The sequence below is a fragment of the Paenibacillus sp. NFR01 genome (assembly GCF_900111565.1).
In the GTDB taxonomy this organism is placed as follows: Bacteria; Bacillota; Bacilli; order Paenibacillales; family Paenibacillaceae; genus Paenibacillus_AQ.
In genome coordinates, this window is the sequence record NZ_FOIK01000001.1 from 366696 (window position 1) to 387124 (window position 20429).

19 protein-coding genes and 1 pseudogene are annotated in these 20429 nt (G+C 55.3%); 15 read left to right on the forward strand and 5 right to left on the reverse strand.

Annotated elements, in window-relative coordinates; translation table 11 throughout:
• Positions 1 to 31: 31 nt before the first annotated feature.
• Together BMW84_RS01665 and BMW84_RS01670 are read left to right on the forward strand one after the other, a co-directional pair.
• A complete protein-coding gene (locus BMW84_RS01665) occupies positions 32 to 1099 on the forward strand; it encodes a DUF294 nucleotidyltransferase-like domain-containing protein (protein ID WP_091063750.1) in 1068 nt (355 codons plus the stop codon).
• Complete coding sequence (locus tag BMW84_RS01670) at positions 1096 to 1845, forward strand: exonuclease domain-containing protein (protein WP_091063752.1); 750 nt, start codon at positions 1096 to 1098, stop codon at positions 1843 to 1845. Before BMW84_RS01665 ends, BMW84_RS01670 begins: the two co-directional genes overlap by 4 nt.
• A 640-nt stretch (positions 1846 to 2485) precedes the next feature.
• On the opposite strand, the gene BMW84_RS01675 is transcribed toward BMW84_RS01670, so the two are convergent.
• Positions 2486 to 3028, reverse strand: coding sequence for a TetR/AcrR family transcriptional regulator (locus BMW84_RS01675; RefSeq protein ID WP_091063755.1), 543 nt, complete (start codon positions 3026 to 3028; stop codon positions 2486 to 2488).
• A 311-nt stretch (positions 3029 to 3339) separates the two neighbouring features.
• Between BMW84_RS01675 and BMW84_RS01680 the strand changes: the two genes are divergently transcribed.
• Both BMW84_RS01680 and BMW84_RS24995 read left to right on the forward strand, forming a co-directional pair.
• On the forward strand, positions 3340 to 4266 hold the full coding sequence (locus BMW84_RS01680) for an alpha/beta hydrolase (RefSeq protein WP_217646110.1): 927 nt from the start codon (positions 3340 to 3342) through the stop codon (positions 4264 to 4266).
• A 135-nt stretch (positions 4267 to 4401) separates the two neighbouring features.
• Positions 4402 to 4665 (forward strand): annotated as a pseudogene (locus BMW84_RS24995) (DUF6262 family protein); the annotation flags it as partial.
• Positions 4666 to 4884: 219 nt separating this feature from the next.
• Here BMW84_RS24995 and BMW84_RS01690 read toward each other — a convergent pair.
• Positions 4885 to 5370 (reverse strand): M67 family metallopeptidase, encoded by a 486-nt coding sequence (locus BMW84_RS01690; protein WP_091063760.1) that lies wholly within the window; start codon positions 5368 to 5370, stop codon positions 4885 to 4887.
• A 109-nt stretch (positions 5371 to 5479) separates the two neighbouring features.
• Here BMW84_RS01690 and BMW84_RS01695 point away from each other — a divergent pair, with 109 nt between their 5' ends.
• Positions 5480 to 6088: a TlpA family protein disulfide reductase gene (locus tag BMW84_RS01695; protein ID WP_091063762.1), complete on the forward strand. Its 609-nt coding sequence runs from the start codon at positions 5480 to 5482 to the stop codon at positions 6086 to 6088.
• A gap of 95 nt (positions 6089 to 6183) precedes the next feature.
• Here BMW84_RS01695 and cimA read toward each other — a convergent pair whose 3' ends face one another.
• Positions 6184 to 7803: a citramalate synthase gene (cimA, locus tag BMW84_RS01700; RefSeq protein ID WP_091063765.1), complete on the reverse strand. Its 1620-nt coding sequence runs from the start codon at positions 7801 to 7803 to the stop codon at positions 6184 to 6186.
• A gap of 165 nt (positions 7804 to 7968) precedes the next feature.
• On the opposite strand from cimA, the gene BMW84_RS01705 reads away from it, so the two are divergent.
• The 3 genes from BMW84_RS01705 (at position 7969) to BMW84_RS01715 (ending at position 11223) form a co-directional block, all read left to right on the forward strand.
• Complete coding sequence (locus tag BMW84_RS01705) at positions 7969 to 9303, forward strand: DNA polymerase IV (RefSeq protein ID WP_091067921.1); 1335 nt, start codon at positions 7969 to 7971, stop codon at positions 9301 to 9303.
• A 117-nt stretch (positions 9304 to 9420) separates the two neighbouring features.
• Positions 9421 to 9663: a ferredoxin gene (locus tag BMW84_RS01710; protein ID WP_091063768.1), complete on the forward strand. Its 243-nt coding sequence runs from the start codon at positions 9421 to 9423 to the stop codon at positions 9661 to 9663.
• A gap of 114 nt (positions 9664 to 9777) precedes the next feature.
• Entirely contained in the window at positions 9778 to 11223 is a 1446-nt protein-coding gene (locus tag BMW84_RS01715; protein WP_091063771.1) for a L,D-transpeptidase, read from the forward strand.
• On the opposite strand, the gene BMW84_RS24635 is transcribed toward BMW84_RS01715, so the two are convergent.
• Positions 11220 to 11357, reverse strand: coding sequence for a hypothetical protein (locus tag BMW84_RS24635; RefSeq protein ID WP_175498639.1), 138 nt, complete (start codon positions 11355 to 11357; stop codon positions 11220 to 11222). The genes BMW84_RS01715 and BMW84_RS24635 overlap by 4 nt on opposite strands.
• A gap of 219 nt (positions 11358 to 11576) precedes the next feature.
• On the opposite strand from BMW84_RS24635, the gene BMW84_RS01720 reads away from it, so the two are divergent.
• The 6 genes from BMW84_RS01720 (at position 11577) to BMW84_RS01745 (ending at position 17488) form a co-directional block, all read left to right on the forward strand.
• Entirely contained in the window at positions 11577 to 12671 is a 1095-nt protein-coding gene (locus BMW84_RS01720; RefSeq protein ID WP_091063774.1) for a quinone-dependent dihydroorotate dehydrogenase, read from the forward strand.
• Between the two features lie 29 nt (positions 12672 to 12700).
• Complete coding sequence (locus BMW84_RS01725; RefSeq protein ID WP_091063776.1) at positions 12701 to 13513, forward strand: GTP diphosphokinase; 813 nt, start codon at positions 12701 to 12703, stop codon at positions 13511 to 13513.
• Positions 13503 to 13967 (forward strand): DUF309 domain-containing protein, encoded by a 465-nt coding sequence (locus BMW84_RS01730; protein ID WP_091063779.1) that lies wholly within the window; start codon positions 13503 to 13505, stop codon positions 13965 to 13967. The genes BMW84_RS01725 and BMW84_RS01730 overlap by 11 nt, the downstream gene beginning before the upstream one ends.
• Before the next feature lie 172 nt (positions 13968 to 14139).
• The gene (locus tag BMW84_RS01735) at positions 14140 to 15783 is read left to right on the forward strand and encodes an RsmB/NOP family class I SAM-dependent RNA methyltransferase (protein WP_091063781.1); all 1644 of its coding nucleotides are present in this window, start codon (positions 14140 to 14142) and stop codon (positions 15781 to 15783) included.
• Between the two features lies 1 nt (position 15784).
• A complete protein-coding gene (locus tag BMW84_RS01740; protein ID WP_254772830.1) occupies positions 15785 to 16555 on the forward strand; it encodes a pseudouridine synthase in 771 nt (256 codons plus the stop codon).
• 132 nt (positions 16556 to 16687) lie between these two features.
• Positions 16688 to 17488 carry a Cof-type HAD-IIB family hydrolase gene (locus BMW84_RS01745; RefSeq protein WP_091063783.1) on the forward strand — a complete coding sequence of 267 codons (801 nt, stop codon included), beginning with the start codon at positions 16688 to 16690 and terminating at the stop codon, positions 17486 to 17488.
• A 239-nt stretch (positions 17489 to 17727) separates the two neighbouring features.
• On the opposite strand, the gene BMW84_RS01750 is transcribed toward BMW84_RS01745, so the two are convergent.
• Positions 17728 to 19110 (reverse strand): RsmF rRNA methyltransferase first C-terminal domain-containing protein, encoded by a 1383-nt coding sequence (locus tag BMW84_RS01750; protein ID WP_091063785.1) that lies wholly within the window; start codon positions 19108 to 19110, stop codon positions 17728 to 17730.
• A gap of 180 nt (positions 19111 to 19290) precedes the next feature.
• Here BMW84_RS01750 and BMW84_RS01755 point away from each other — a divergent pair, with 180 nt between their 5' ends.
• A complete protein-coding gene (locus BMW84_RS01755; RefSeq protein ID WP_091063788.1) occupies positions 19291 to 20427 on the forward strand; it encodes a glycosyltransferase family 4 protein in 1137 nt (378 codons plus the stop codon).
• Positions 20428 to 20429 lie beyond the last annotated feature (2 nt).

Consider the following 20429-nt stretch of genomic DNA (forward strand, 5'->3'; position numbering starts at 1 on the left):
CATACTTTCATTCACCTGGGAGGCGGACCGCGTGGCGGATTGGAACAAAGACAGAGAACTCACGTCCATCTCAACAGCCGGTACGCCGGAAGAGCTAAGGGCAAGGCGAATCGCCTGCCAGTCCGCTCTCCTGAAACAGTTAAATGTTATTCCGATTGCAGATTGGGTATCCGTGGTCAACGACATGCACGACGCGGTCGCCAAGACGGCGGTGACCCTTTGCGAGGCGCAGATGAAAGAGGCGGGCTACGGCCCGCCTCCCTGCGCCTATTCCTTTATTGTATTCGGCAGCGCCGGAAGGCGGGAGAGTACGCTTTGGAGCGATCAGGATAACGGATTGATTATTGAAGGAGAAGCCGACGGGGCTAAGCGCAATTATTTTGACGCTTTTGGCGTCCGATTATCCGATCTGCTTGAGCAGGTGGGTTACGAAAAATGCGAAGGCAAAGTGATGTGTTCCGAACCGTTGTGGCGCAAAACACTGACGGAATGGAAAGAACAGTTGGCCGGCTGGATGAAGGATCTGGAATGGGAGCCGGTCCGGTATCTGATCATCGCATCCGATATGCGGCATGTTGCCGGCAGTGCCCGATTGTCAGAGGAATGGCAGGAGGCGTTCCATGCCGGATTTGTCGGCAACGAGAAATTGTATACCGCCGTTTTACGGAATACAGTCCGTCATAAAGCCACGTTGAATATTTTGGGACAAGTGCTGATCGAACGTTTTGGTGATCATGCCGGTGGATTCGATATCAAATACGGAGTGTATATTCCGCTCGTCAATATTGTCAGGCACATGTCCATCCTGCATGGAATCCGTGAAAGCTCAACGCTGGAGCGGCTGGATGCACTGGATGAGCTAAACAAATATCATCATCTTGAAGAGGTTCGCCGTACGTTCAAGACTGCATTGCGTTTAAGGACCAATACGCCCTATAAAGAGCTGGACGGGTTATTGGAGGGCAGTGACTACATGGCTGAACAAGATCTAAAGAACAAGCAGCTCTTCTTGGAGCTGCGGGAAAGTCTGCTGCTTGTCAGACGCCTGCATCGGGCGCTGCAGCGTCAGCTCCGGTCAGCGGAAAGGAGACAATCATGAAGGAGCCGAAACAAGGCGGAGGATTCTGGAACAATCTGCGGCAAGGCGGAATGCCGTCCGCGTTCGCTTCGATCCGGGGCGGGGAATCGGCCCAGCAAACTGCGCAGCAAATGGCCTTTATCCGTTCACTGATGCGCGAGAAACGGCGGCCAGAAGCATTGCGAACGCCGCTTACGGAGCTGGATACGGTCATTTTTGATTTGGAGACTACCGGATTTTCGCATCAGCATGGCGATGAGATTATGTCTTTCGGCGCTATTCGGGTTGTCGGTGACAAGGTAAAGTACGACGAGTGCTTTTATACGCTGGTCAATTGCCAGACGGTGATTCCGGATAACATTACCAAGCTGACGGGCATTTCCCCGGAAATGACGGCAGGAGCCCCTTCTTTGATCGACGGATTGCATAATTTCATGTCCTTTGTGGGACAACGTGTGCTTGTTGCACATGGCAGTGCGCATGATAAGGCATTTTTGAATGCCGCCTTGTGGAAAACTTCAAAAGTACAGCTCACTCACCGGGTACTGGATACAATGATGTTGGCCCGAACGCTCGAACCGCATCGCAGCACTTATACGCTTGATGAGCTTCTAGCGGTGCACAGCATCCCGATTCAGGGGCGGCATCATGCGCTGGAAGATGCCAAGATGACGGCAGAGCTGTGGGTCTCCTATATCCGCGAAATCCTGAACACCGGCCAAGTGGAGACGCTGGGCGACTTGTACACCTATTTAAGCCGAACATAAGGCGGTCATACCGCAGCTGGCTCCGGCGGTACCGGGAATGCTGCGACCGCTCAATATAGTTGATAAAGACAGCATCAAGAGCATGCAGCGGGTTTGGCGCTACGTGGGTTCACCGGAGGTTCGCCGCTTGTGAACTTGCCGCCCGCTGCGGCAGTGCCCGGCAGGTTCCGCAAGCCTCAAGCGGAATGCTGAACAGCGCATGCTTCCCCAGTATGGGTTGTGCGGAAAATGAGGTCCATGTCGACAGCCATTTTCCCCGGTTTGCTGTCATCTGTTCACCCCTCTCTTCATTGGATTTCGTCTCTGACGGAATCCTCTTTTTTTGCGATATTGACAAGTTCCAATAAAGGCTTGGGGATTCCGGTCGAAGAAACGATCGGTCTGGTGGGAACCTAATACTCGCTGTTTATCCCTGAGGTCGAAACAGAGATTATGCCTGCTGCCCGGGAACCAGTGATTGGAGTTGCCGCCCTCGGAACATAGACTCACGGCTTCTTGTCGGGTGAGTGGACCGAGGAACGCAAACGTCTTCGGCTTGTTTTCTCCGGCGCCTGGAGATCGCAAGCGGGCCGCGGTATCCTTTGATGTGTACGATCGGTGGAGCGGCACGCGCTAAAGCCGTCTGATGTAGTATGATCCCTTACATATTCCTCTCAAACAATGACCCCAGTTGTTCAGCCAAGACATGATGCGGGATCGGTTTGTCATTCATAAACCACCATTCCACTACCCCGACGAATGCGGATGCTACAAACCTCACGATTAACTCATCGTTTAATCCCTGGTTTTCCCCCTTGGTAACGTCCACCTCTTGCTTAAATTCTTCGATAAGATAATTAAGGAACCTGGTGCGGAAATAAGGAGCTCCTTTACTGGCTAGCATCAAAGAAAAAAAAGAATAATTTCGTTCGAAATATTCAGTCCATAGCGGTGCTCCGATAAAAAAGTCCGGATCTGCTCCCCTGCAAATTTCTCGGAGCTCATTGATATGCGACTCGACAAGCTTATCGAGTAAATCAAATTTATCTAAGTAATGAAGGTAAATGGTCCCCCGACTTACATTGGCCCTGTCGGATATGTCTTGAATCGTAATGTCATCGAAATTCTTTTTAGACATCAATTCAATAACCGCGTTCTTGATTGCTTCTTGCGTTTTACCTATTCTTCGATCCACTTTAGACATCAAACTCACCAGACTTTCAAGAAATAATAAACAATGTTCTAACCTTTGTTCACTAATTAACAAATCACGCTGATCTAACAATTGAGGGTTTTCAGTACTCGAATATAATTATAGACATGTTCATTAATATATCAATATTCATTAATGTACAATTGTTAATTTATGAGGAGGTTGAACGCTGCGATAATAAGAAACCTGCCATCGAGTGAACACTATGGAGATTACGCTGAAAGATAATGTGCTGTGTCTGCCTATGTGCAGGAATCGTGTTGAAAAGGTAAATCAAAATAAAAAGTATGGAGGAATAATACATGCAAAATTATATGAAAATGGACGTAACATTCGAGAGTGCTGGAGTAAAGATCGCTGGCCATTTATACACCCCAAAAGGAAAGGTTGACGGTCTGCGCCCCGCGATCGTCGTCGGCCATCCCGGCACCGCCGTAAAGGAGCAGAGCGCTGGACTCTACGCAAAGCGACTTGCAGAGCAAGGCTTCATTACACTTACCTTTGATGCGGCCTATCAGGGAGAAAGCGGAGGCGAGCCAAGGGGGCTGGAGGACCCCGCCCATCGAGTGGAGGACTTCAAAGCCGCCGTCTCGTTCCTTAGCACACGCAACGAGGTCGACCCGGAGCGCATCGGGGTGCTTGGCATTTGCGCCTCTGGCGGTTACGTTATTCCGGCTACGGTTACCGACCAACGCGTTAAGGCCGTTGCCACTGTTAGCGCGGCCGACATCCATCTTCAATTCCGTAAAGGAAGTGACGGCAAGCAGGACTCTGCCGTTTTTAGGGGCATGCTCGATGCAGCGGCGAAGGCTCGCACTACGGAAGCCCGCGGAGAAGGAATGGGCGTGTTTCCGATCTTTCCTGCAACCGAAGACGAAGCTCGCGCATTGGGGGATCTGCACGCCTTCGAGGGATGGGAATACTACTGCACCGATCGCGCGCAGCATCCACGTTCGGCTAAGTTTTTTACCTGGAACAGTATAGACCGAATCGCCTATTTTGAAGCATTTCGGTTCATTGACCAGATCTCTCCTCGTCCGCTCCTCATGATCGCCGGAAATCAAGCGGTCACGTCGTGGATGACGACCGAAGCCATTGCGAACGCAAAAGAGCCAAAGGAACTGTTCTGGATAGATGGCGCCACCCATGTTGATACTTACGACAAAGACGAGTATGTAACAACTGCGGTTTCGAAGCTCGCGGAGTTTTTCCTCACAAATCTTTCCTAATTCTTTTTGGTTTATGACAAGATTTCATTATCTCAAAACGGTGTCTTTGGCTGCATGCGCGGGCAACGGCGGTAGCCCTTGTAAAGACTTAGCTGTGGGTCTCTCTGCGACGAAATTGCGGAGAAAAACCAAAGGAGTGTAGCAACTGATTCCGGCGTAAGCAAAGCAACGCTCTATAACAATCCTGAGATATGTGTGCGGATCGAATCGCTTCGTCAACAGCAAGCTCAAGTACCGACACCAAAACAAATCAAGCGAGAAATGGATGAAAACAACAAGGACGCCATCATGGCTTCGCTAAAACGTAAGATGAAGAAGCTCGAGGGAGAAAATAAAAAGTTGCGAGAACGGAGGTCTATCAAAGGATTTGAGAGAATGCCTGTTGCCCTATTCATCTGATCCGGCGTGTGCGTGCATGTGTTTTTGTGGGTGAGTTTGCTAGAGCATATTGCCGAACATACAAATTTTTTATAAAGTCGTTCTTGCATCCAGGCGAACTCCGATCTTTACGGAACGTGTGTGTAGTAAAACCTTATTTTCGAATTTATTAAAGTAACGGATACGATAGTTAAATATAAAGGGTTCCACATATTAGTTATGTACAACATGTAGAACTCTTTATTTTTTCAGTTTGGAAATAGGCACTATTGGAACATGCCGAAGCAGGTACTCGGAGGAGACATTATCCATGCGCGCTTTTTCGATATAAAATCCATTAAGCTGTAGCGAAGAATCATCGCCGGGTTCGGGTGCGCCAATCAGATACACGCTAAAGCTGCTCTCCAAGGAGGACAGGCCAGCTATATCGGCGGCAGACGGCCAAGGCGCGGCGAGCGGATGGGTATGAAAGAGGCCGATAGGGGCGGGCAGCGCGTAAAGTGCTTGTACCCAATCCCTCGGGTCCGGGAGAAAAAAATGCTGCGGGTCCGGCGCAATGTTCGCCATTGGCTTGTAATCGTTGATTCTTGCGCCATCAGCTTCCACTGTCCCTACAAGAACCCCGCAGGCTTCCTGGGGCAGGCAATCCAGCATATGTTTAATTAACTTGCCCCGAACGGCAGAACTCATCGTTATGGCTTGGTATTCCTGCCGTTGACAGCTCATGTATATCCTCCTCGCGATGATCAATTTTTCGTTCACAGGTTTGAAACAATTTGGTTTAGGGGTACAATAAGAGCAAACTTACTCCCGAAGCAAAGGATGCCGAGTAACGATGAGAGCCGTGAAGATAAGGAACTGGTTGGTTATCGCTCTGGTTGCGCTCCTGTGCGCGATCGCAGTCGTACAAAATATCCGGACCCAGCCGGCTGCAGCGCCGTCGCCGGAGGCAATACCTGCCATGGAGCAGCAATCTGCGGGGGCAACCTTCGAGACGGTAAAAGCAGGTGCAGCGGCACCGGCCTTCAGCTTGAAAGATGAAGATGGCAACGCCTACGCCGTAGGCGGTCCGCGGAGCAAACCGGTGATCTTGAATTTTTGGGCTTCCTGGTGCGGGCCATGCCAGGAGGAAGCGCCGGCACTGAACGACTTGGCGGCCAAATACAAAGACGCTGTGGATGTGTACGGCATCAATGTCACCAGCAATGATTATAAGCCGAACGCGGAGCGGTTTGTCCGCAAATATGGGCTGACATTCCCGGTGATGTATGACCGGACCGGCGATATATTTGATCTGTACCACGGTGCGGCCTATCCGACCAATGTATTGATCGATACGCAAGGCAGAATAGTCGAAGTCATTATCGGTGCTTTGACGGCTGAGGAATTGGAGCAGAAGTTTGCTGCACTTGCTAAAGGCGTTAAACCCGATAAAGCGGGTTGAAGATCACGCGGAAACATATAATTGAAAAAAGCCCTCCGGCAACCGGGAAATCTCCCGCCTTCGGAGGGCTTTATGCGTATCGCAAGGATGCCCGTCTAGTGGTTCACAAGCCCGCGCGGCTCATTGCTGACCGATTTGCCGTGATCCAGCGAGATCTGTCCGAGGAGAGCGTAGCGCATACTGTCCACAAGCGCTTCCCAGCTCGCTTCAATGACGTTGCTCGACACGCCGACCGTGCTCCAGGTGTCGTTGTAGTTCTTGGATTCAATCAGTACGCGGACTTTGGCGGCGGTCTGGTCTTTTTCGTCCAATACGCGCACTTTATAGTCTGACAGATGCATGTCGTTCAATTGCGGGAAGTAAGCCAGCAGCGCTTTACGCAGTGCGTTATCGAGCGCATTGACCGGACCGTTGCCTTCGGCGGCGGTGTACAGATTCTCGCCGCCCACCTTCAGCTTGACGAACGCTTCAGAAACGACCGGGGCGCCAGCGACCTTTTCGGTCAGCATTTTGAAAGATTCAAAGACAAACAGCTCGTTGAGCTCTCCGGTTGCTTCGCGCAGGAGCAGCTCCAGCGAAGCGTCCGCGCCTTCGAACTGATACCCTTGGTGCTCCAGGTTTTTGATAATCTCGATGACCTTGCGCGCCTGCTCGCTGCTTGGATCCAGGCTGAGGCCCATGTCCTGGGCTTTGGAGAGGACATTGCTCTGGCCGGCCAGCTCGGAGACCAGCACGCGTTGCTTGTTGCCGACAAGCTCGGGCTGAATATGCTCGTACGTGCGCGAATCCCGGAGGATCGCGGAGACATGGATACCACCCTTATGGGCAAACGCCGCCGTGCCGACATACGGCTGATTCACCGGCATATTGACGTTAGCGACTTCGCTGACAAAGCGGGCGGTATTGGTCAACTGCGGCAGAGAATCGCCCGGAATGCAGTGGTAGCCCATTTTGAGCTGCAGCGTCGGAATGATCGAGCAGAGGTTGGCATTGCCGCAGCGTTCACCGTACCCGTTAATGGTTCCTTGCACCTGCCGCGCGCCGGCGCCGATGGCGCTAAGGGCATTGGCTACCGCCAGTTCGCAGTCGTTATGCGTGTGGATGCCCAGCGAAGCGCCGGATAATTGCCCGGAAACGGCCGAGACGATATCGTGAACCTCGTTAGGCAGGGTGCCGCCGTTCGTATCGCACATTACCAGCCAATCCGCCCCCGCTTCCCGGGCTTTGGCCAGAACGGCTGCGGCATATTCAGGATTATGCTTATAGCCGTCGAAAAAATGCTCCGCGTCAAAGATCACTTCAAGCCCTTTGCGTTTCAGATACGCTATGGAATCGCCGATCATGGCGAGATTTTCTTCAAGCGTCGTCTGCAGGGCGGTGGAAACATGAAAATCCCATGACTTGCCGACCAGTGTGGCTGCCGGAACGCCCGCATCGATCATCCGCTGCAGGTTCTCGTCATGCTCGGCGATGGAGTTTTTGCGCCGGGTGCTGCCGAAGGCGGTGATTTTGGCGTTCAGATGCAGCTCCTTGACTCTGCGGAAGAACTCGATGTCTTTATTGTTGCTTCCCGGGATGCCGCCTTCAATATAGTGCACGCCCAGATCATCGAGCTTTCTGGCAATCTTCAGCTTGTCATCCGCCGACAGGCTAATGCCCTCGCCTTGCGTGCCGTCGCGCAGTGTCGTATCGAAGATGGAGATGGACTTAGACATGAGTGTCCTCCTATACAAAGGGAAATAATTTTTATATTATAGCACTTTTACGCGAGAATGTAACAGAGAACTTTACAGCGGACGGCAACTAAGGATTGACCTGGTCTATTAGAAGAGAGTATGCTAAGCGGGTCAATGGAAACCAGATCAATCGAGGTGGATATTGTGCGGGATGTAGACCAATATTATCCGGCGAACGGACGCGTCATACTGCATGTGGACATGAACGCTTTTTACTGCTCCGTGCATGAAGCGGAGGACCCTGGCCAATATAAAGGGAAGCCGACAGCGGTAGCCGGCAGCGTTGAGCAGCGACGGGGAATCATTGTAACCTGCTCCTATGCCGCGCGAAGGCTGGGCATCAAGACCGGAATGCAGGTGCAGAAAGCGCTGCGCCTTTGCCCTACATTAGTACTGATCAAACCGAACTTTCATCTATATCGTAAATACTCCAATGCGTTTATGCAAATCGCATACAGCTATACCCCGCTTCTGGAAGCAGTGTCGATCGACGAATGTTATCTCGATATTACCGGTTCGCGCCAGTTTGGTACGCCGCTGCAGATCGCAGAGGATATTCAGCGGCGGATCATGGACGAGCTTGGCCTGCCCTGTTCGATCGGGGTGGCGCCCAACAAGCTGCTGGCGAAAATTGCGTCGGATCTGAAAAAGCCGAACGGTCTCTCTATTTTGCGCCTGCGCGACGTCCCTTCCGTCCTGTGGGACAAGCCTTGCAACGAGATGTTCGGCATCGGGAACAAAACGGCGGAGAAGCTGAAACGGCTGGGCATATACAGCATCGGCCAGCTTGCCGCCGCCGACGAGAAGATGCTGCGGGAACATTTCGGCGTGATGGGCTCCTGGCTGAAGCGGGCAGGCAACGGCCTGGATGACGGCGTGGTCAATCCGGAACGCGAGCAAAGCAAGTCGATCGGGCACACGACGACGCTGCCGCATGATGTGGTCGGGCTTGCGGAAGCAAAGCCGATTCTACTGAACTTAAGCGACCAGGTGGCGCGCCGGCTGCGGAAACAAGGATTGGTAGCGGGGGGAGTCCATATTACGATCCGCACGCCGGACATGAAGACGATTACGCGGTCCCGCCAGCTGGAGGTGCCTACGGAGAGTGCCGAGGATTTCTATAAAGCGGCCTGCGAGCTGTTTGCCCGCCACTGGAGCAGCGACAAACCGATCCGGCTGCTGGGTGTGACGCTGCACAGCTTGACCCCCAAAGATGAAGCCGCCATCCAGCTTGACCTGTTCGATTATGAGCGTCAGCCCAAGAAGGAATCGCTCAACAAAGCAATGGATCTCCTGCGCAACAAGTTCGGTGAAAATGCGGTGCTGACGGCCGGTATGCTGACGGAGACCCATTCGGCGCGGCTGCGCAACCATAAAGAGCGGGGAACCTCGCTGCAGAAGGACAATCTGTACAAGCTGGGTCCGGAGGATTCGGCAAAAGAAGGAGAGCCGGAGGGTGATCCGCCGCATAGAGATTAAGGCAAAAATATAGACATCCCGGGATATGCGTTGAAATTGTATTCTATTTATATTAATATGAGAAAAATAACAGGCTGTTACGGCAGGCTGTATTGTTTAACGGGAGGCAGAGATAAAATGGCTAAGTACACTTGGGTCGAAAAAGACACTTGCATCGCCTGCGGCGCATGCGGAGCGACGGCCCCGGATATTTTTGATTACGATGACGAAGGCTTGGCGGAAGTCATTTATGAAAACGACGGCAACCGCGGCAATACCGCGATTCCGGATGATCTGTTCGACGATCTCCAGGATTCCGTGGACGGATGCCCGACCGACTCCATCAAAATCGCGGACGCCCCTTTTAATAAAGAAGGCTAAGCACCCGCTGCAGAACGTAAAGACATCCACTGGCCGATTTTGGGCCGGGGGATGTCTTTTTTGCTTTTAAATGCCGATATACCCTGTAGAGATCCGAAACCCGGGGAGGCGCATATGAAAAATTCACAACACCTGAAAGCCTACGTTCAAATGCATCCCGACAATAAAATGGCATGGTACTTGCTCGGGAAGGAATACGATAAGAACGGACAGCAGGGCAAAGCCAATTATTGCTTCAACCAGGCTGGGGAAGTCTACGAAGCGTTTGAACGCAGCAAGGTTCCGGCGGAGATGCTGCGCGAATACGAAGCCGGTCTGGTTCAAGCGGCGCAGCTCCGCCAGCGCGCCGGGCGCCGCAAGCGCATCATGGGAATCGCTGCGCTGCTGCTGCTCCTCACGCTGGTGCCGGCCGCCGTCACGGGCGTGCCGGGCAGCGCCGGCACCGGAGCGGAGCCGGTGCCGGAAGCGGCGGCGGGCAGCGAAGCCCCCGCCGCGGACGAGGCGGCTCCGTCGCTCGCGGAGCCGGAGGTGGCCGCAGCGCAGCCGCGGCTCGCCTTCACCGCGCTCGGCAAGGCCGAGCTGGCGTCGGGCGGGTTCGCGGCGGAGGCGCTGCGGAAGGCGGCGCAGCCGTACAAGACCGCTCTGCTGGGCATGGAGCGGTCCGGGAAGTGGCTGCTGTGGAAGCAGCCGCTGCCGGTTGAGGCGACCGTCAGCGGCGACGGAGACGGCAAGACGGTCGTGCAGTCCTATGATGCCGCGACCTGCAGTTGCCAGCCGTCCGATGCGAACGAGCTGAAGAAGCAGGGGGCAAAGTGGCAGAAGAGCGAGGAGCAGCTCGCCGCGCTGACGAGTGCCATGCGCGCTTACAAGAATGCCAAGGGCAGTTTACCGAAAGCAATCGGCGATTTGACGGGGGCGTTTCCGGGCAACTGGCTGGGCGGCGCAACGCCGCTGATGAAGGAGCAGTTCGCCCCGCTGCGGGCGGCGATGGCTGGCGGCGCCGGTGGGGGAACCCCCGGGGCCTCCGCCGGCCTGGGGGCTTCCGGCGGGCAGCCAGGAGCCGCTGCGGGCGGCAGTGGCGCCGGTTCAGGGGCGCAGGCGGCCGCGCCGTTTTTCACGCAGCCGCTGCGGATTATCGTGGATACACAAAAACACCGCTTGGCGGTGGCCAGCGGCAGTATTCTTTTGCGGAATTATGAGGTTGGACTTGGCGGCACGCGGACGCCGGAAGGCGATTTCGCCATATCGGACAAAGTGGTAAATCCCAACGGGCATGATAACGGCGAATTCGGGAGCCGCGGCATGCAGCTGTCGGACTCCAATTATGCCATTCACGGGACCAACGAGCCGGACAGCATCGGCAAAGACGAATCCCTCGGCTGCATCCGGATGAACCGGAAAGATATCGAAGAGCTGTTCGCCATGGTACCGATGGGCACGAAAGTGACGATCAGCGAAGGGGTTCTGCCTGACGAGCTGCTGGTGCCCAAGGAACGCTATCCTTCGGCCGCGCCTCCGAATCAGACCAACCCCCATAAAGTCTACCACTGGCTGAATTAATTGCCGGCCACGATCAGAAGCACGACAATGATGGCAATCAGGGCAACCAGGCTGCCGCTGATCCAGTAAATCGCCTTGCGGTTTACTTCTTCTTTTTTTTGCTGGAGGGTAGGGGGCTTACGTTTTGTTGACATCGTGAGTTCCTTCTTTCTTGGCTTGTTCGATGATTACCCTTACATTGTAATGCGTTTACATTAAAAATTCTATACTCCCCGCATAAACCCTGCCATGGCGGCGACAGGCTCGGCAAAAAACTTTTCTTTTGTCGCGGAAACGGATAAACTGAAAGATGAAACCTACGTAAAACGGGGGAGTCTGCACATCAGAGGTCATCCCTTTAAGGAGCGAGAACGGTGCTGTATCGTCATTTAGGCAAACCTGTATTTTTCAAAATGGACCCGGAAAAAGCGCATCATCTCGTCGTCGGCGGACTGGATAAAGCATCCTCCGTTCCTTATGCCGGAGCGGCGCTGCGGCTGATGTACGGGGTTCCCGAAACCGCAGATCTGGCGGTGGATCTGTTTGGACTTCATTTCCCGACCCCGGTGGGGCTTGCAGCCGGACTCGATAAAAACGCGGCGGCGGTGCCCGGATTTTCCTCCATCGGCTTTGGCTTCATGGAGGTCGGCACGGTGACGCCGAAAGGACAACCGGGCAACGACAGCCCGCGCCTGTTCCGATTATTGCCGGATGAAGCGCTCATTAACCGGATGGGCTTCAACAACGAAGGCGCGGATGCGATGAAGCGGCGGCTGCAGGATATAAAGCGCCGGCGTATTCCGGTGGCTGTGAATATCGGCCGCAACAAGGTGACGCCGAACGAGCAGGCGCACGAAGATTACCGCCAGTGCATCCGTACGCTGTATCCGTACGGTGATTTTTTTGTCGTGAACATCAGTTCACCGAATACGCCGGATCTGCGCAGCCTGCAGCATGGAAGCGAGCTGTCGCATTTGCTGGCCGAGGTGAAGGCGGAGATGGAGCTGCAGCGTACGGCAACGGGCATGGCAAAAAGCCTGCTGGTCAAAATCGCCCCGGATGTAACGGACGAAGAACTGGAGTTCATGATCGGCACGCTGCAAGCTGCGGACGTGGACGGCGTGATCGCCACCAACACGACGCTCAGCCGCGAAGGGCTAAGGAGCGATAAAGCCGGAGAAACGGGCGGTTTGAGCGGCAAACCGCTGCGGGACCGTTCCACGGAAATCATCCGGCGCATCTACCGCCAGACCGGCGGCAAGCTGCCGATTGTGGGATCGGGCGGCATTTTTACGGGCGAGGACGCCTACGAGAAGATTAAAGCGGGCGCCAGCCTGGTTGAAATCTATACAGCGCTCATTTATGAGGGTCCGGAGGTCAACCGCCGGATTCATGCGAAGCTGCGGCAATTGTTGCGGCAGGACGGCTATACCCATATATCGCAAGCGGTGGGTACGGACCATCATTGATTGGACGAAAGGACAGGAGGACGAAGGCGATGGACGGCAGGGATTGGGGAACTTTTTTGCTACCCTATGAACAAACGGTAGAGGAACTCAAGGTAAAATTCAAGACAATGCGCTCGGAGCTCAAGAAGCGTGAGGAATACACGCCGATCGAATTCGTGACCGGCCGCGTCAAACGGCTCTCCAGCATCCTGGAAAAGGCCAAACGTCTGAACGTGAAGATGGAGGACCTGGAGACCGGGATCGAGGATATCGCCGGCATCCGCATCATGTGCCAGTTCGTGGAGGATATCCGCAGGGTGGCGGAGTATATCCGCTCACGCAAAGACCTTGAGGTGCAATACGAAAAAGACTACATTACCAATTACAAAGAGAGCGGCTACCGCAGTTTTCATATGATCATTAAATATCCCGTGCAGACGGCGCTGGGACAAAAGATTGTGCTCGCCGAAATCCAGATCCGCACGCTCGCGATGAACTTCTGGGCGACCATCGAGCACTCGCTGAACTATAAATACCGGGAAAGCCTTCCGGATGAAATGCGGCTGCGGCTGAAGACGGCGGCCGAAGCGGCAGCGATTCTGGATGCCGAAATGTCTAGCATCCGCGACGAGATCCTTGAGGCACAGAAGCTGTTCGAGGAGAACTCGAACACGACGACACAGGTGCTGAGCGCGATTCATCAGCTATATTTCTACCATTTGGTGAATGAAGCCATCGAAAGCCAGGCGCGATTTAATACGATCTGGCAAGCCCATGATATGGAAGGCATGAAAAAGTTGCTGGAAGAAATACAGACGATGATCTCGAACGCCAAGAAAGCCAATCTGCCCGATGGCTTATGAGCCGCTCTATGTCGCGTATCTGATCTATTTCAACCGCGACAGGGATTATTTCGAATGTCACGAGGTGCTCGAGGAGCTCTGGCTCCAGCGGGACCGCGATCCGTTATATAAAGCGCTGCTGCAGGTGGCGGTCGGACTGTTTCATTTCCGCCGCGGCAATCTCCGGGGCGCGCGCATGATGCTGGAGCGTTCTTCCGGGGTGTTAAAGAGGTATCCGCAGGTTATGCTGGGCATCCGGCTTGGCAAACTGGCGGCCGAAGCGGAGGAATTGGCTGACGGCCTGGCGCCGGAAGCGTATGCCGCAGAGCCACTGCCTTACCGCGATCTGACGATCGAAATCGCCGATGATGACCTTGCAGAGGCGGTGCGGGTACGGTCGGCCGCTTTGGCGGCCAACCCTCACCCGCGGCGTGTACCGCAGCGCCGGCGTCCGCCGATTTTGCCACAAGAGTAAGCGAGCGCCAAGACCACACGGGGCTGCCCCCAAGCCATGATGGCTGCCGGGCAGCTTCGCTGTTTGTTAAAAGAGAGATATGTCCGTATTTGTACACAAACTTTTAAGCGATAGCGGGCGGCTTCAAAATTTGTTCTTTCACTTTGAGTAAGACTATGCAGGAGGTTATTACATGGCGGTACAACTGCCCGGCGTTTTCCTCGCCAGAATGAAAGAGCTGCTGGGCTCCGAATATGATGCGTTTGCGGCTACATATCAAGAGGCGCCTTATGCGGGTCTGCGGGTCAACACCCTGAAAATTACCCCGGAAGCCCTTCTGGAACGGATAACATTCGCCGGTGAACCGATTCCCTGGTGCGGAACAGGTTACTATACGGAAGAAGGCGCACGGCCGGGCAAACATCCGTATTACCATGCCGGGTTGTATTATATCCAGGAGCCGAGCGCGATGGCGCCGGTGGAGCTGCTGGATGTGCGCCCGGGCCATAAGGTATTGGATCTATGCGCGGCGCCGGGCGGAAAATCAACGCAGATTGCGGCCAAGCTAAAGGGGCAAGGGCTGCTGGTCAGCAATGACCTGCATCCGGAGCGGACGAAAGCGCTGGCGAAAAATCTTGAGCTGTACGGGGTACGCAACGGCATCGTGCTGAATGAAAAGCCGGAACGGATCGCAGACGCCTTTCCCGAATTCTTCGACCGCATCCTGATAGATGCACCCTGCTCGGGCGAGGGCATGTTCCGCAAGGACGAGGACATGACGAAACAATGGGAGCCTCAGACGCCAGAAAAGTATGCGGATATGCAGCGCGACATTCTGCGCGAGGCGGCCCGCGCGTTAAAGCCGGGCGGACTGCTGGTGTATTCGACCTGCACGTTCGCCGTAGAGGAGAATGAAGGCAGCATCGCGGCGTTTCTGGCCGCGCATCCGGATTTTGCACCGATGCCCATCGGCAATGGGCACGGGTCTTTTGCGCCCGGCTTCGGCGATCTGCCGGAAGCGGCGCGGCTGTGGCCGCACAAGGTGAAGGGCGAAGGTCATTTCATGGCCTTGCTGCGCCGGAGCGGCGGCGTGGAGGCTGCCGGCATGGGCGGTGCCGGTACTGCGAACCGCGGCATATCGGAAAGCGATGCCGCCAAGGGTACAACCCGCGTGGGCCGCGGCGAAGCCGGCCGTGAAGCGGTGCTTGCCGCCGCTCCGCGCGGCAAAGGCGGCAAATATGCCGCCGCGCCGAAAGCGGCGTCCGGCAAGGCCGGGGAAGGCCGCAGCGCAAAAGGCGGCCGTGCCGGGGCTTCGGCTGGCGGCTGGGCCGGAGACGGCGGCGCGCCGCGGGGCAAAGGCGGCCGCGGAGCCGGTGCGGCATCCGGCGGCGGGGAGCCCGAGGCGCTCGCGGCGTTTGCCGCGTTCGCGCAGGAGCAGCTCGGATGGCAGCCGGAGGGCTATCCGGTGTGGTACGGGGACCATCTGTATTTGTCCCCGCTGCCCAAAGACGCGCTGAACGGTCTGAAGACGGTCCGGCCCGGATGGTATATGGGCCAGGTGCGAAGCGGCCGGTTCATTCCTGGACATCCGCTCGCAACGGCGCTGCGGATGGACGAAAGCCGCCGCTCGCTGTCGCTCGCCAGCGGCGATCGGGAGGCGGTATCGTATCTGAAAGGCGAAACGCTGAATATCGCGGAAGATCGGCTGCAGCTGCAAGAGGGGGCCGCAGCCAAAGGATACTGTCTCGTCTGTATCGACGGGTACAGCGTCGGCTGGGGCAAATGGCAAGACGCAATGCTTAAAAATGAATACCCTGCAGGCTGGAGGTGGACCTAAGATGAATATGAAAAAGGCGGACAAGCCGGGCAAAAAACAGCGGCTCGATAAGATTCTCTCCCATATGGGCGCCGGCTCTCGCAGCGACATCCGCAAGCTGGCGAAACAGGGGCAGATTACCGTGAACGGCAAAGTGGAGAAGGACAGCGGTGCTCATGCCGATCCTTATCTGGATCTCATTGAAGTGGCCGGTGAACGGATTGCTTATAAAGAGTTCATCTATCTCATGATGAACAAACCGGCCGGCGTGTTGTCGGCTACCGAAGATAAACGCGACCGCACGGTTCTGGATCTGCTTAAATCCAAAGACGCTCAGTTCGACCCGTTTCCGGTGGGCCGGCTGGACAAAGACACGGTCGGTTTGCTGCTCTTGACCAATGACGGTCAGCTGGCCCATGAGCTGCTGTCTCCGCGTAAACATGTGCCGAAGACGTACGAGGCGACGGTAGAAGGGGATGTGGATGCGGCGGATGTGGCCGCTTTTGCTGCCGGCGTGGAGCTGGATGACGGCTATGTGACCCAGCCCGCCAAACTGACAGTACTAAGCAGAGAACGGGGCAGCGTCGTCATTTCGCAAATTTCGCTAACCATTACGGAGGGCAAATTCCATCAGGTCAAACGCATGTTTCAGGCGGTCGGCAAAAAAGTCACCTTCCTTAAACGCGTCTCGATGGGCGAACTGCGGCTTGATGAAAGCCTTAAGCCTGGGGCGTACCGTGAGCTAACCGCAAAAGAGCTGGAACTGCTGGGCGCCGGTAACGCGGCGGATTGACGCTTTTTCATGAAAAGTTAACCGATAAGCATTCCGGAATGGAGAGTTCCGTTGTATACTGGCTGGGGCGGCGGAGCGCCGCAGGGGGAAGCTTATAGAGAAGAGATAAAGACAGAACAGGATGGTGGAGCGATGAAATACAAACTGATTGCACTGGATGTCGACGGAACGCTGCTGGACGACGAGCATCGCCTGAGCGCGGAGAACAAGGCGGCCATCGCCGAGGTTACGCGCCATGGCGGACAAATCGTGCTGTGCACAGGCCGGAGTCCGCAAAATTCCATTCCTTTTATGGAGGAAATGGGACTGACGGGTTATGTGCTGGGGCATAACGGAGCGGCAACGGTTCGGGTGGAGGACCGCAAGGTGCTGCATCAATACGAACTGGACGCACGCGGCCTTGACCCTTACATTGCATATTGCCGGGAACGCGGTATTCATTTTGACATCAACACCGCCTTTGATATGTACGTAGACAACGTGGAGCATTTGTCCCAGGAGGCGCTGTTTATGTACGAGCATTTCCGTATCGTGCCGGCATCGCTGCCTGCGTGGGATGAATTCCGTGAGCCGATCGTCAAGTTTACCGTATTCACCAAGCCGGATATTCTGGATGAAGCCCACCGGGAATGGGATACGTGGGGCGGGGCGTACAATATTCTGCGCAGCGGAGAATTTTTCATCGACTTTATGCATCCCGATGCCTCCAAAGGCAACGCGCTGATGAACCTGGCCCGGCAGCTGGATGTCCGCCAGGAGGAAGTGCTGGCCATCGGCAATTATTACAACGATATCTCCATGCTGACTTATGCGGGTCTTGGCATTGCCATGGATAACTCGCCGGTTGAAGTGAAAGCCGCGTCCAAAGCGGTGACCGGAACGAACAATGAGCACGGCGTGCGCGATGCGCTGCTGAAATATTGTTTAGCATAGCGCAGCTTCATAGAATCCATAAATGATAAATACGCAGAGCGGTAATTCTTCGACAAAAGAAGGGTTGCTGCTCTGTTTTTTTTGAAGGCGGGGATTCCGATGAAGGTACCGGTAAGGGCAGCTAAGCCATAAGTCTGGACAGGAGTCTGCTTTTATGGGGAAAATGGAAAAAAGACCCTTGCCGGTCTTTAATAGATTCCGGCAGAAACATCGAGAATATCCGGAAAAGGAATTTAGGCTTATTGCCCGCCCAATACCCGCAGGCCTTTCGGCAGATGGTTCTTGAGCTGGCCCTGGCTCGCTTTGCCCCATCCGACCGGCAGGCCGTCGACGGTAACAAGCGTCCAGCCGTGCAGGCCGGACGGAACTGGCAGGCTTTCGCCGCGCAGCCAGGCGTGGATGTCCGTCTCCTCCGCGTTCAGATCGAAGCTCCGCTTGGCCTGTTCGGGCTGAAGCGCCATGGCAAGCGCATGCGCCGGTTCGACGCGGTTTTTCTTAAGCTGGGCAAGCTGCAGGCCGGCGCGCGGTACCTTCAAGCCTTCCAGCACGGAGGGCGAAAGCCCCGACTGAAACGCCTCAGGCAGCAGGTATAAGGCATCGCCGAATAAGACCGGTACGCCTTGCGGCGTGAACCCGGGCAGCTCTGCGGCCGCAAAATCAAGAAACTGCCGGTAGGCCTCGGCGGCAGCATTTGTTTTTCCGCTGGACTTGCCCCGGGCGGCTTTGGTCGGCTTCCCCGGCCGGACATCCGCGAGTTCATCTTCCCGCGCTGCCTTGCGCAGCAATGCCACGAAATGCCCTTCGCCCTTCTCCAGATGCGGCCACAGCCGTTTATCGGCTAGCAGCTCCATATCGGGATAAGCTTCAAGCAGGCGGGCGATCGTCTCCTCGTTCTCCTGGCGGTTAAAGGTACAGGTCGAATAGGCCAGGTGTCCGCCGGGCTTCAGCATTTTGTACGCATCCTGCAGAATATCCCATTGTCTCGCCGCGCACATCTCCACATGTTCGGGCGACCACTCGGCAATGGCGTCCGGGTCTTTGCGGAACATCCCTTCGCCGGAGCAAGGCGCATCCAGCATGATCCGGTCGAAGGCTTCCGGAAATCTTCGCGACAGCTCGCCAGGCGTTGCGCAGGTGACCAACGCGTGGGCTATGCCCATCCGCTCCACATTTTCGGCAAGAATCTTTGCCCGTTCAGGGTGGATTTCATTGGAGACAAGCAGGCCCCGGCCCTGCATCAGCGCGGCGAGATGTGATGTTTTACCGCCGGGAGCTGCGGCCAGATCCAGCACCGTCTCTCCCGGCTGGGGAGCCAGCAGCTCGGCCGCGGACATTGCCGAAGGTTCCTGAATATAATATAGCCCGGCGGCATGATAGGGATGTCGGCCCGGCCGGTGCGGCTCCTCGTAATAATAGCCCGATGGGCACCAGGGCACGGATTCAAGTCCGAAACGGGCAACGGCCTGGGAAGCGGGCACGCGGCCGTAACCGCTTTTTAACGTATTTAGGCGAAGACCCTGGGTCCTCCGTTCCTTATAGCTTTGCAGAAAAGCGTCTGCCTCCGCGCCGAGCATTTCGCGTACGTTCGCTTCGAATGCAGCGGGCAGCTGTCGTTGATTCATGGTTCATTCTCCTTTTGAGGCGTGTTGCGGCAGTGTTCTTCTTAGTTGCCGTTTCGGATAGATACCGATAAAATCAAAGAAGGGACCTAATCGTACCTGCCTTTGTACATATATCATTTACTATAACATAATTGCCGGGTCTCACCGCATTCAGGGCAATTGTAAAAGGGGATGTGCCTTATGAATTTGCTGCAAGCGCTATTCTTCCCGCCGGAACAGCCCGGCGGCGTATCGTCCATGATTCCGTATCTGCAGGAGCGGTTCCGTTCGGGACGATGGGACATGGACCTCTTCTGGCTGCCCAAGCGGATTCGCGGGAAAGGCCGCGAGGAAGTGGTATTTGAAACGTTTGATTGGACCGAATACGGCGAAAGCCCGGTTGTGCAAAAATATATCCAGACCTACCGCGATTACTTGTGGTGGACGAAGCTGCGGATGAGTAAAAAATACGATTTGATCCATGCGCATCATCCCATTGCCGGCCTGGCGATGAAACAGGTTTTTCCGGACATTCCGCTTGTCCAGACGATTCATTCCAGTTATGAACGCGAGCTCATTCTCAACGGAGCGATCGCCGAGGGCGGCATTGAGCACCGGTTTCTCGTCTCGATCTACCGCGAGCTGGAGCTGAAGGCCGACCGGCTGATGACCGTATCCCGTTCCTTCGCCGAATATATGGCGCTTTATATCGAGGATCCGGGGCAGATCACGGTGATTCCGAACGGTTTTGACGAAAAACGTTTCAAGCCCGTTCCCCATGACAACAGCATTCCGCAACTGGTTACCGTAACCCGTCTGGTACCGGCCAAAGGGCTCGACGTCCTTCTTAAGGCCTGTGCCGAGCTGAAAAACCGCGGCTTGGAGTACGTGCTGCATATCATCGGCGACGGTCCGTCCAGAGGCGATTTGGAAGACCTGGCGAAGACGCTCGGCATATATAATGAGACGATTTTTTACGGCTATACGCTGCATCCGGAAGAGTTTATGCCGTTTTTCGATATTTTCGTGCTGCCGTCGCGGGCGGAGGCGTTCGGTTCGGTATTCGCGGAAGCGGCGCTTAGCTGCCTGGCGCTGGTCGGGACCAATATCGGGGGGATTCCCGAGCAAATCGACGATGGCGTCAACGGGCTGCTTGTCCGTCCCGACGACGATCTGGCGCTTGCGGACGCGCTGGAGAAGGTCATCGCCGACCCAAGCTTCCGTTATGAGCTGTCCCGTTCCGCCTGGGAGAAAGCCAAAAGTCAATACTCGCTGACCCGTGTGGCCAATGAGCTGAAAAAAATGTACCTGCAATATCAGCCGGAAGCGAAAGGGTGAAC